General features: G+C 62.6%; 11 protein-coding genes. 7 read left to right on the plus strand and 4 right to left on the minus strand.

Translation table 11 applies throughout. The annotated features are described in order from the left end of the window. Positions 1–14: 14 nt before the first annotated feature. Positions 15–1,937 (minus strand): potassium transporter Kup, encoded by a 1,923-nt coding sequence (locus JCM7686_RS08005; protein WP_041527215.1) that lies wholly within the window; start codon positions 1,935–1,937, stop codon positions 15–17. A gap of 187 nt (positions 1,938–2,124) precedes the next feature. Beyond that, positions 2,125–2,739, minus strand: a complete 615-nt coding sequence (locus JCM7686_RS08010) for a TetR family transcriptional regulator C-terminal domain-containing protein (protein ID WP_020950352.1) — start codon at positions 2,737–2,739, stop codon at positions 2,125–2,127. A gap of 353 nt (positions 2,740–3,092) precedes the next feature. Between JCM7686_RS08010 and JCM7686_RS08015 the strand changes: the two genes are divergently transcribed. The 7 genes from JCM7686_RS08015 (at position 3,093) to JCM7686_RS08045 (ending at position 10,315) form a co-directional block, all read left to right on the plus strand. Further along, positions 3,093–4,391, plus strand: coding sequence for a Zn-dependent hydrolase (locus JCM7686_RS08015; protein ID WP_020950353.1), 1,299 nt, complete (start codon positions 3,093–3,095; stop codon positions 4,389–4,391). 74 nt (positions 4,392–4,465) lie between these two features. After that, positions 4,466–5,917: a dihydropyrimidinase gene (gene hydA, locus JCM7686_RS08020; RefSeq protein ID WP_020950354.1), complete on the plus strand. Its 1,452-nt coding sequence runs from the start codon at positions 4,466–4,468 to the stop codon at positions 5,915–5,917. A gap of 117 nt (positions 5,918–6,034) precedes the next feature. Continuing rightward, on the plus strand, positions 6,035–6,817 hold the full coding sequence (locus JCM7686_RS08025) for an ABC transporter ATP-binding protein (protein ID WP_020950355.1): 783 nt from the start codon (positions 6,035–6,037) through the stop codon (positions 6,815–6,817). Beyond that, complete coding sequence (locus JCM7686_RS08030) at positions 6,810–7,736, plus strand: ABC transporter permease (protein ID WP_020950356.1); 927 nt, start codon at positions 6,810–6,812, stop codon at positions 7,734–7,736. Before JCM7686_RS08025 ends, JCM7686_RS08030 begins: the two co-directional genes overlap by 8 nt. A gap of 8 nt (positions 7,737–7,744) precedes the next feature. Next, positions 7,745–8,581 carry an ABC transporter permease gene (locus JCM7686_RS08035; RefSeq protein WP_041527729.1) on the plus strand — a complete coding sequence of 279 codons (837 nt, stop codon included), beginning with the start codon at positions 7,745–7,747 and terminating at the stop codon, positions 8,579–8,581. A 35-nt stretch (positions 8,582–8,616) separates the two neighbouring features. After that, complete coding sequence (locus tag JCM7686_RS08040) at positions 8,617–9,606, plus strand: ABC transporter substrate-binding protein (protein WP_020950358.1); 990 nt, start codon at positions 8,617–8,619, stop codon at positions 9,604–9,606. A 100-nt stretch (positions 9,607–9,706) separates the two neighbouring features. After that, positions 9,707–10,315, plus strand: coding sequence for a YitT family protein (locus JCM7686_RS08045; protein ID WP_020950359.1), 609 nt, complete (start codon positions 9,707–9,709; stop codon positions 10,313–10,315). Here the strand turns inward: JCM7686_RS08045 and JCM7686_RS08050 are convergent. Further along, complete coding sequence (locus JCM7686_RS08050) at positions 10,312–10,656, minus strand: arsenate reductase family protein (protein WP_020950360.1); 345 nt, start codon at positions 10,654–10,656, stop codon at positions 10,312–10,314. The two genes, JCM7686_RS08045 and JCM7686_RS08050, sit on opposite strands and share 4 nt — an antisense overlap. A 58-nt stretch (positions 10,657–10,714) precedes the next feature. Continuing rightward, complete coding sequence (locus tag JCM7686_RS08055; RefSeq protein ID WP_020950361.1) at positions 10,715–12,025, minus strand: DUF3422 family protein; 1,311 nt, start codon at positions 12,023–12,025, stop codon at positions 10,715–10,717. Positions 12,026–12,053: the final 28 nt, after the last annotated feature.

A 12,053-nucleotide genomic window follows, 5' to 3' on the forward strand; every position in this document is an offset into this window, starting at 1 on the left:
CTTCGGCCAGCGGATCAGATATTGATCTGCTGGCCGAGCTCGATCACCCGGTTCGAGGGCAGGCGATAGAAGTTCGTGGCCTCGGAGGCCGAACGGTAAAGCCCCGCATAAAGCCGCGCCGCCCATTTCGGCATCAGATTGGCCTTGCCGACCTTGAGCGTCCTGCGGTTGAGGAAATAGCTCGTATTCATAATGTCGAACTTGAGCCCAAAGCGGCGCGCCTCGGCCAGAGCGCGCGGGACATTCGGCTGCTCCATATAGCCAAAGCGGCAGACCACACGCCAGAAGCCCTTGCCGATCTCGCGGATCTGCAACCGATCCTTGACTGGCACCCAAGGCGTCGTCGCGAACTCGACTTTGACGATGAAATTGCGCTCGTGAAGCACGCGGTTGTGCTTGAGGTTATGCATCAGCGCCGAGGGCGCGATATCGGGATCGGCCGTCAGAAAGACCGCCGTGCCCGGCACAATGGTCGGCGGCGATTTCGCCAGCTTGTCGACCAGGAAATCCAGCCCGATCGCCTCGGCCTTCAGCTTGCGTTCCAGCATGGCCGAGCCACGCACCCAGATCAGCATCAAGGTGATGACGATGACCGCGAAAGCCAGCGGGATATAGCCGCCATCGACGACTTTCATCAGGTTGGCATAAAGGAAAATCAGCTCGATCGAGAGGATCGGCAAGACGATCGCCAGCACCAGAAGCCAGCTCCATTTCCATGCATAGCGGAAGACGATGATCGCAAGGAACGAGGTGATGACCATATCGCCCGTGACCGCGATCCCGTAAGCCCCCGCCAGATTGGCCGAGCTGCCGAAGGTCAGCACGAGCGCGACGACGCCGACCATCAGGATCGAGTTCACCCGGGGCAGGAAGACCTGACCAAGCTGCTTGTCCGAGGTGTGCTGGATTTCGAGCCGGGGCGTCAGGCCAAGCTGGACCGCCTGCTGCGCCACCGAGAACGCCCCCGAGATCACCGCCTGCGAGGCGATCACCGTCGCCATGGTCGCAAGGATGATCAGCGGAAGCCGGAACCAATCAGGCGCCATCAGGAAGAACGGATTGGCGATATTCTCGGGATGCTGCAGGATCATCGCTCCCTGACCGAGATAGCTCAGGGTGAGTGCAGGCAGGACCAGAACCGTCCAAGCGACCCGGACCGGCTTTTTGCCGAAATGGCCCATATCGGCATAAAGCGCCTCTGCCCCGGTCACGGCGAGAAAGACCGAGCCCAGAACCGGCAGCGAGCCGAAGCCATTGTGAAAGAGAAAGCTCAGCGCGCGAAGCGGGTTCAGCGCGTAAAGGATGCGGGAATCATCGAAAATATGCGTGGCGCCGACAATGCCCATGGTCACAAACCAGATCAGCATGATCGGTCCGAACCAGCGCGCGACGACCTCGGTGCCCGAACGCTGGACCGAGAACAGCACCATGACGATGCCGCAGGTCAAGGGCACGACCCAAGGGGTAAAGCCCGGCGCGACCAGCTCTAGCCCCTCGACCGCCGACAACACGGAAATCGCGGGCGTGATCATCGAATCGCCAAAGAACAGCGACACGCCGACGATGCCGAGCAGATAGACCTTCCACGAGCGATGCCCCAGCGCGCCCTGCGCCTTGGCGACAAGCGACAGCGTGCCGCCCTCGCCCTTGTTGTCCGCCCGCATGATCAGAAGGACATATTTCACGAAAACGATGAGGATGACCGTCCAAAAGAGCAGCGAGACGATGCCGATCACGGCATTTTCGGGCAGGCCTTCCTCGCGCGCATGGACAAGCGACTCACGCAAAGCATAAAGCGGCGAGGTGCCGATATCACCGTAGACCACGCCCAGACAGGCGAGAACCAGTCCCGCCGTCAACTTCTGGTTGGTGTGATCATGGGCTTCAATCGCCCTATCCGGGTCCGGTAGCGCATCGGCAAGCTCTTCGGGCGTCATCTCGGGGTCTTGAGCCTGCCCCGATCCTTGCGCCTTTCTGTCCGTCGTCTTCCTCTTGCCGTTGTCGACTCCGCCCTGTTCGGACATGTCCTGCACCATCTTCATCCCGGCCCGGTGTCTCGAGCCATGAGCGCGCAGGCAATCACGAGAATGCGAGAACGGCAAGGCAGTTCCGTCTGCGCCGCGATCAATTGGCGAGAAGTCGGCAATAAAGTTCTTCAAGGAAGCTGTCGGCTTCGGAAAACGGATCGCGGCCCGCGCCCAGAACCGCGCGAATCTGGGTCTCGAAATCGGCATAATGCTGGGTCAGCGCCCAGATCGAGATGATAAGATGATGGGGATCGACCACCGCCAGCCGGCCTTGGGCAATCCAGCGCGAAATCATCTCGGCCTTGTCCGCGACCAGCTGGCGCAAAGCACCGCCAAGGATCGGGCCAAGCTGCGGGGCGCCTTGCAGGATCTCATTGGCGAAGAGCCTGCTCTCGCGCGGAAAATCTCGCGACAACTGAAGCTTAGCGCGCATATATGAGATAATTTCTTGCTTTGGATCGCCGCCCGCTTCCATCCGCTGCAGCGGCGCAAGCCAAAGATCGAGCAGCTCTTCGAGCAGCTGGCGATAGATCTCTTCCTTCGAGGCGAAGTAATACAGCACATTCGGCTTCGACAGCGCAGCCTGCTCGGCGATCTGGTCGATGGTGGTTCCTGCAAAGCCGCGCGCCGAGAATTCTTGCAGCGCCGCGCCAAGGATCACCTGACGGTTTTTCTGCTGGATGCGACTGCGCTGTTTGACTTGGCCTGTCATCGTGAACTCCGGGTCAACTTCCGTCCGGCACTCTTTCCCGAGCATCATCCGCAAGCAGGTGCTTGACTGACTTATCACCCGTGCTAGCCTGATCCTGACCAAATGGTCAATATTCTGACGGGAACATGAATGTCGGCACTGCTGAGGCTCTCTCCCAAAGATCACAAAGCCCGGGGCCTTTACGCCGGGCGAGATCTCGATTTGGCGCGAGACATCCTCCTGCCCCGGCTTTTCCCTCCCGTCTGACCGACCGGCGTGCCCCGCCCGGGGCGCGCGTGCACTGCTTGCATCAGAACGACCCATTCAACCGACCATCCACGAGAAGATGGCGGCCAGACAGGAAGGAAAGAAAGATGACCAGCGACAGCGGGGCGGGATCGGCTGTGCCGACGACAGCCAGCCATCTCACCAGCGCCAATATCCGCATCGACGGTGCGCGGCTCTGGGACAGCCTGATGGAGATGGCCAAGATCGGCCCCGGCATCGCAGGCGGCAACAACCGCCAGACGCTCACCGATGAAGATGGCGAGGGCCGCCGCCTGTTCCAGAGCTGGTGCGAGGCCGCTGGCATGGTGATGAGCGTCGATCAGATGGGCAATATGTTCCTGCGCCATGAGGGCGCCGAGCCTGATCTCGACCCGGTCTATATCGGCAGCCACCTTGATACCCAGCCGACCGGCGGGAAATATGACGGGGTTTTGGGCGTTCTGGCCGGGCTCGAGGTGGTGCGCTCGATCCGCGATCTCGGCATCAAGACCCGCCGTCCGATCGTCGTGACCAATTGGACGAATGAGGAAGGCACGCGTTTTGCCCCCGCGATGATGGCCTCGGGTGTCTTCGCCGGGGTGATCTCGCAAGAGGAGGCCTATGACAAGCGCGACGCCAAGGGCAAACGCTTTGGCGACGAGCTCGCGCGGATTGGCTGGAAGGGCGAGGAACGGCCTGGCGACCGCAAGATCCATGCGATGTTTGAATATCACATCGAACAAGGCCCGATCCTCGAGGCCGAGGGCAAGGATATCGGCATCGTCACCCATGGTCAGGGCCTGCGCTGGATCGAATGCACGGTGACCGGCAAGGGTCAGCACACCGGCTCGACCCCGATGCGAATGCGCCGCAATGCCGGGCGCGGCCTCGCGCAGTTGACCGAGCTTGTCCATGAGATCGCGATGAAGCACCAGCCCGATGCGGTCGGCGCGATCGGTCATATCGACATCTTCCCAAACAGCCGCAATATCATCGTGGAGAAGGCTGTTTTCACGGTGGATTTTCGCAGCCACCTGCTGCCGGTCTTGCTGTCGATGATCGAGGAATATCTCGCAAAGGCTCCGGCGATTTGCGAGGCTTTGGGCTGCAGTTTCGAGGCGAAGATCGTCGGCCAATTCGATCCCCCCGCCTTTGACGAGGTGCTTCTGAACCGGATCCGCGCGGCCGCGGATCGGCTCGGCTATTCGAAAATGGATATCGTCTCGGGCGCGGGTCATGACGCCTGCTGGATCAACAAGGTCGCACCGACGGTGATGATCATGTGTCCTTGCGTCGATGGGCTTTCGCATAACGAGGCCGAAGAGATCAGCCCGGATTGGGCGCAGATGGGCGCGGATGTGCTTTTGAACGCGGTGCTCGAGACGGCCGAGGTCGTCGAGGCCTGAGGTTTGGCGGACCACAGCCGGGGGCTCTGCCCCCGGACCCCCGAGGTATTTGGATCAAAGCGAAGGACCTGAGGATGAGCACGGTCATCAAAAACGGCACGATTGTTACCGCGGATCTGACTTATGCGGCGGATGTCCTGATCGAGGGCGGCAAGATCGCGGCAATCGGCAAGGGGCTGGTCGGGGACGAGGTTCTCGATGCGACGGGCTGCTATATCATGCCGGGCGGGATTGACCCGCATACCCATCTCGAGATGCCCTTCATGGGCACCTATTCGAGCGATGATTTCGAGAGCGGCACGCGCGCGGCTTTGGCGGGGGGCACCACGATGGTCGTCGATTTCGCTTTGCCCAATCCCGGGCAGAGCCTGCTTGATGCGCTGAAGGTCTGGGACAATAAATCGGGCCGAGCGCATTGCGATTACTCGTTTCATATGGCGGTGACCTGGTGGGGCGAGCAGGTCTTTGAGGAAATGGCCGAGGTTGTTGATCGCGGCATCACCAGCTTCAAGCATTTCATGGCCTATAAGGGCTCGCTCATGGTCAATGACGATGAGATGTTCTCGAGCTTCCGCCGGGTCGGCGATCTCGGTGGCGTCGCTTTGGTTCATGCCGAGAATGGCGATGTCGTGGCCGAGCTTTCCGCGCGGCTTCTGGCCGAGGGCAATACCGGGCCGGAGGGCCACGCCTATTCACGACCGCCTCAGGTCGAGGGGGAGGCCACCAATCGCGCGATCATGATCGCCGATATGGCGGGCGTGCCGCTTTATGTCGTTCATACCTCCTGCGAGGAGAGCCATGAGGCGATCCGGCGCGCGCGGCAGGCCGGAAAACGGGTCTGGGGCGAGCCCTTGATCCAGCATCTGACCTTGGATGAGAGCGAGTATTTCAACCCGGATTGGGACCATGCCGCCCGGCGCGTGATGTCGCCGCCGTTCCGCAACAAGGCTCATCAGGACAGCCTGTGGAACGGGCTCGCGGCCGGAAGCCTTTCTTGCGTGGCGACCGATCATTGCGCCTTCACCTCGGCGCAAAAGCGCACCGGGATCGGCGATTTCACCAAGATCCCGAATGGCACGGGCGGGCTTGAGGACCGGCTGCCGATGCTTTGGACCCATGGCGTCAACACCGGGCGGCTGACACCCAATGAATTCGTCGCGGTCACTTCGACCAATATCGCCAAGATCCTGAACATGTATCCGAAGAAGGGCGCGGTTCTGGTTGGCTCGGACGCCGATCTGGTGATCTGGGACCCCGAGGCCGAGAAGGTGATTTCGGCCAAGGGTCAGCAAAGCGCTATTGATTACAATGTCTTCGAGGGACAACATGTCAAAGGACTGCCGCGCTATACGCTGTCGCGCGGCGTCGTGGCCTGGCGGGACGGCAAGATCGAGAGCCCTGAGGGCCATGGCGAATTCGTCGCGCGTCCGGCCCGTCCGGCGGTCAACCGCGCACTCTCGGCCTGGAAAGAGCTGACCGCGCCGCGTCCCGTTCAGCGCGCGGGCATCCCCGTGAGTGGGGTGTGATGGCTGCACTTTGCCCCGGCTTTTTTGTGCGCGATCCCCTGGCCTTCGGCTGGGCTGCAGCCCGGCTGACCAGTGAGGCCCGCCCCCTGCGCCACCCCAAGGATATGGACCTCTGACATGCCCAGCTCTTCTGTGATCGACGCCCGCAATGTCAGCCTGACTTTCCGCACCAATGACGGTCCGGTCCATGCCCTGAAGGATGTCGATCTGACCATCGAAAAGGGCGATTTCGTCAGCTTCATCGGCCCTTCGGGCTGCGGCAAGACCACCTTCCTGCGCACGATTGCCGCGCTCGAGACCCCGACCGCCGGCATGGTCTATGTCAATGGCCAAGAGGCTGATGAGGCGCGCAAGGCCCGCGCCTATGGCTATGTCTTTCAGGCGCCGGGGCTCTATCCTTGGCGGACGATTGCGGGAAATATCTCGCTGCCCCTGGAGATCATGGGCTTTGACAAGCCCGAGCGGCAGGCGCGGATCGCCCGCGTGCTGGAACTGGTCGAGCTTGGCGGCTTTGCCGGGAAATTTCCCTGGCAGCTTTCAGGGGGGATGCAACAACGCGCCTCGATCGCGCGGGCCTTGGCCTTTGATGCCGATATCCTGCTGATGGACGAGCCCTTCGGCGCGCTCGATGAAATCGTGCGCGACCGGCTGAATGCGGCGGTGCTTGAGCTCTGGCGCAAGACCGGCAAGACCATTGGCTTTGTCACCCATTCCATCCCCGAGGCGGTCTATCTCTCGACCAAGATCGTGGTGATGTCGCCGCGTCCGGGGCGGATCACGCGGGTGATCGAAAGCACCCTGCCCGCCGAGCGCCCGCTCGAGATCCGCGACACGCCCGAATTCATCGAGATCGCCCAGCAGGTCCGCGAAGGTTTGCGCGAGGGCCACAGCTATGACTGATGCAGCCTTTGCCCGGCCAAGTGCACGCCCGCGCCTGAGCCTTGGCGCCGGGATCGCGCAGAAGGTCCTGCCGGTGCTGACCGTGCTCGGGGTCCTTCTGGTGATCTGGTATGGCGCGGCGGTGGCGCTGAATGCGCCCTGGGCGCGCGATCAAGCGGCGCGGGCGGGAGAAAGCCTGAGCTTTCCCGAGCTTGTCGCCGCGACCATGGTGCAGGAGCGCCCGGTTCTGCCCGCCCCCCATCAGGTCGCGAAGGGGCTCTGGGATGGGCTTGCTGGCCAGAAGATCACCTCGAAAAAAAGCCTTGTCTGGCATGGCTGGATCACACTCTCGGCGACGCTCGCGGGCTTTGCCATCGGCAGTCTGGCCGGGATCGCTTTGGCCGTCGGCATCCTGCACAACCGCGCCATGGACAAATCGGTCATGCCCTGGGCGGTCGCGAGCCAGACCATTCCGATCCTTGCCATTGCGCCAATGGTCATCGTGGTCTTTGCCAGCCTCGGCATCACCGGGATCCTGCCCAAAGCGATCATTGCGGCCTGGCTCTCGTTCTTTCCTGTCCTCGTGGGCATGGTCAAGGGCCTGCGCACCCCCGACCGGATGCAGCTTGACCTGATGCACAGCTGGAGCGCCAGCCCGGCGCAGGTCTTTTGGCGGCTGCGCCTGCCCTCCTCGATGCCCTATCTCTTCACGAGCCTGAAGGTCGCGGTCGCGGCGGCTCTGGTCGGCACCATTGTCGGAGAGCTTCCGGCGGGCGCCACCGCGGGTCTGGGCGCGCGGCTTTTGTCGGGCAGCTATTACGGCCAGACCATTCAGATATGGTCGGCGCTTTTCGTGGCGGCGGGCCTTGCAGGGGCACTGGTCGTCGTGATCGGCGCGATTGAAAAGCTCACCCTTCGCCGAATGGGGCTTGCACGATGACAGGAGCGATGACAGGCGCAATCTCGATCCTTGCGGTCTGGCTGGGCGCGATGGGCCTCAACGGCTGGCTCGCCCGGCGCGACGGGCCGCTGTTTGCCGGTCTGGTCGCGGCGATCTTTGGCATCACCTTGCTGATCCTGTGGGAAATGGCCGTGCGGATCTATCAGGTCCCGAATGTGATCCTGCCCGCGCCAAGCGCGATCTGGAGCGCCTTTATCGGCAATCTGCCGATCCTCTGGGGCGATTTTGTCCAGACCATCGTCAAGGGTGCGCTGAGCGGCTGGGTGATCGGCGCGCTTGCCGCCACCGTCACCGCAATCGCCATCGACCGCAGCAGCTTCTTGCAGCGCGGCCTTCTGCCCATCGGCAATTTCGTCGCCGCTTTGCCGATCGTCGGCATCGCGCCGATCCTCGTCATGTGGTTCGGTTTCGACTGGCAGTCCAAGGCGGCGGTGGTGGTCGTGATGGTCTTCTTCCCGATCCTCGTGAATATGGTTGCGGGGCTTGCCGCGACCGATCAGCTGCAGCGCGATCAGATGAAGACCTGGAATGCGGGCTATTGGCAGTCGCTCTGGAAGCTGCGCTTGCCTGCAGCTATGCCCTTTCTCTTCAACGGGTTGAAGATCACGACCACGCTGGCGCTGATCGGCGCGATCGTGGCCGAGTTCTTCGGCAGCCCGACCCGCGGCATGGGGTTTCGCATCTCGACTTCGGTCGGGCAGCTCAACCTGCCGATGGTCTGGGCCGAGATCCTTGTCGCGGCCATCGCCGGGACAGTGTTTTATGGAATTGTCGCGTGGGTCGAGAAAAGGGTGACCTTCTGGCACCCCTCGCAACGCCAATAGCGGGCAGAACCGCCCCTCAACAGTGGAGAGCAAGGATGAAGAAGCTTCTGATTGGCGCGACCCTCTCGGCAGTCTTTGCCGGGAGCGCCTGGGCCGCCGATGATCTGACGCTACAGCTCAAATGGGTGACCCAGGCCCAGTTCGCGGGCTATTATGTCGCCAAGGACAAGGGCTTTTACGAGGCCGAGAACCTTGATGTCACGATCAAGCCGGGCGGGCCGGATATCGCTCCGGTGCAGGTGCTGGCCGGGGGCGGTGCCGATGTCGCGGTCGAATGGATGCCCGCCGCCCTTGCTGCGCGTGAAAAGGGCCTGCCCATCGTCAATATCGCCCAGCCTTTCAAGAAATCGGGAATGATGCTGACCTGTCTGAAGGAAAGCGGCATCAAAGACCCCAAGACCGACTTCAAGGGCAAGACGCTCGGCGTCTGGTTCTCGGGCAATGAATATCCGTTCCTCAGCTGGATGAGCCATCTTGGCCTCAAGACCGATGGCGGGGCCGATGGCGTCACCGTGTTGAAACAGGGCTTCAACGTCGATCCTTTGCTGCAAAAGCAGGCCGCTTGTATCTCGACCATGACCTATAACGAATATGGTCAGGTGCTTGATGCCGGGATCAAGCCCGAGGATCTGGTGACCTTCAAATATGATGACCAAGGCGTCGCCACGCTGGAAGACGGGCTCTATGTCCTCGAGGACAAGCTCAAGGATCCGGCGATGGAGGATAAGCTCGCTCGCTTCGTACGCGCCTCGATGAAGGGCTGGAACTATGTGAAAGAGCATCCCGACGAGGCCGCGCAGATCGTCATCGACAATGACGAAACCGGCGCGCAGACGCTGGCGCACCAGCAATATATGGCGACCGAAGTCGCCAAGCTGCTGGATCCGGGCAGCGGCGAGCTGGATGAGGCTGATTACAAGCGCACGGTCGAGACCCTGCTTGCGGGCGGCTCGGATCCGGTGATCTCGAAAGAGCCCGTCGGCGCCTTCACCCATGCGGTGACCGATCTCGCCGAGAAGAAATAAGCGCCGCCAAGAAAGCCGCGTAACCGAGAGCCGCGTGACCTTGCAGCTCTCGGCCTCTGCCCCGCTTGCAGGCCCGCGCGGTTCGGCATAACCGGGCGGGATGAGCGATACCCCGACCCCACCCCGCCACAGTTTCATCGAAGATGCCCAAGGGCTGGCTTATGGCAGCTTCATGGCGGCGGTCGGCGTGTTGATCCTGACCCATCTTGGCTTTGTCACCGGCCAGACGGCGGGCCTTGCCGTGATGATTTCCTACTCGACCGGCTGGAGCTTCGCCCCGGTCTTTTTCGCGGTGAACCTGCCCTTTTATTGGCTGGGCTATCGCCGCTTCGGGCTGCGCTTCACCGTCAAGAGCTTCATCGCCGTGGCGCTTCTGTCCGTGCTCGTCGCGACGCTGCCCAGCCAGATCAGCTTTGCCCATCTCGATCCGCTGATCGGCGCGCTCCTGTTCGGGTTCCTGACCGGATCGGCGCTGCTGGCGCTCTTCCGGCACGGCGCCTCGCTTGGCGGGATCGGGATTGTCGGGCTCTATCTGCAGGACAAGACCGGCTTTCGCGCGGGCTGGACGCAGCTGATCTTTGACGCCTTCCTCTTTGCCTGGGCCTTCGCGATCCGCGACTGGCAAAGCGTCGCCTGGTCCTTCCTTGGCGCTTTGGTGGTCAATCTCGTCATCGCGATCAACCACCGCCGCGATCGCTACGTCGTTTAGGCCGCAACCCCAAGCGCACGCTTCACATTCGCGGTCCAGCCAAGGAAATGCTGGCCCTCGGCGGCAATCGCCGGGCGTTTGATGAGCGAGGGCTTCGCTTCGAGCATCTCGACCGGGGTCTTGGCGCGCTCGTCTTCCTTCATGCCGCGCCAGGTCAGGCTCGCACGGTTCACCAGCTTCTCGCCGAAATCGCCATAAAGCCCCGCCCATTCGGCGGCCGACAGCGGCGCGGTCTTCACATCACGGAAGGTGATGGTCCAACCCGCCGCCTCAAGCTCTGCCCGCGCCTTGACGCAGGTCGAGCAATGGTCGAGGCCCCACATATTCAGCTCTTTCGACATATCCGCTCCTTCGCAAAATCATGCCAGACTTGTGCCAAGGCGCGCGCGCGAAGTCGAGTCAATGCGTCCCGCCGCTTGCGTCGTCGTCATGGATGCGCGCCTTGATGCGGCGGATGCTGAACCAGACCGCGAGGATGACCAGAGGGGTCAGCGCCGCGATCAGCACCGCCTTTTCGATATGCAGCTCTTCGGCGAAGGGATAGAGCCCATAGCTCAAAAGCCCGACCGCGTAATAGCTGATCGCAAAGACCGAAAGCCCCTCGACCGTGTGCTGAAGCCGCAGCTGCAGATCGGCGCGCCGGTCCATCCGCCGCATGACCTCCTGATTTTGCGCCGAGCGTTCGACATCGACCCGGGTGCGCAGCAACTCGCCCGCGCGCTCGGTCCGGTCGAGCATGGCTTGCAGCCGCTCCTCGGCCGATTTCGCGGTGCGCATCGCCGGGTGATAGCGCCGCGCCATGAACTCGGTCAGCATCTGCCGCCCCATGAAGCGGCTTTCGCGCAGAACCCGGACACGATCCTCGACAATCGCCTGATAGGCGGCGGTGGCGCCGAAGCGGAAAGAATGATCAGCCGCCGCCGCCTCAAGCTTCGAGGCGACTTGCAGGAGCTCTTGCAGCGTGGTTTCCGCCGATTGCCCGTCGCTGGCCATGCCCTGCACGATCGCGTTGAGCTTGGGATCGAGCGCATTCAGCTCGGCCGTAAGCTCGCGCGCCCGGCCAAGGCCCAGCATCGACATGGCGCGATAGGTTTCGAGCTCCAGCAGTCGCTGAACGATGCGGCCGACGCGACCCGCGCCGATCTCGGGGCGCACAAAGATCGCGAAACGCATGAAGCCCGCCGGATCAATCCGGAAATCCCCCGCGACAATCGCGGATTCGTCGAGCACCCAGACCGTGGCCAGACTGTCGCGCGCAAACCATTGGTTGAGCTTCGGCAGGATCTGCTCGGGCGCTTCGGGCAAAGTATCGACCTGGATCATCACCGCCGTCAGCCGCTTGCCGGGCGCGGCGCGCTGCCAATCCTCCGGGAAGACCTCGGCGGCAGCGGGATCGAAGGGGCGCTGCGGCAGGCCCGAGGCGAAGGCCGCATAGGTCACGAATTCGGTATGGCTTTCCCAGCGCAGCTCATAGCGGCCAAGCTGCGCCGCGTAATGGCCCGCCGAAGTATCGGGCGCGGGCGCGCCGTGGCGGTGGCAGAGATCGGCGAGATGCGCGGTGTCCTCGCTCCGGTCACGGTTCGCGGCATGGCCCGGCTGTTTGAAGGCCAGAAAGACCGCCGTACAGGGCGCCACCAGCCGCGGCGAGGGCCGGGCATGCAGCTCATTGACAAGCGAATAGCGGAGCGGGTGTTCGTCAGCGGGTTCCATAACCCGAGGTTATGCCCAGCTTTTCGCG

This window comes from Paracoccus aminophilus JCM 7686 (assembly GCF_000444995.1).
Taxonomy (GTDB): Bacteria; Pseudomonadota; Alphaproteobacteria; order Rhodobacterales; family Rhodobacteraceae; genus Paracoccus; species Paracoccus aminophilus.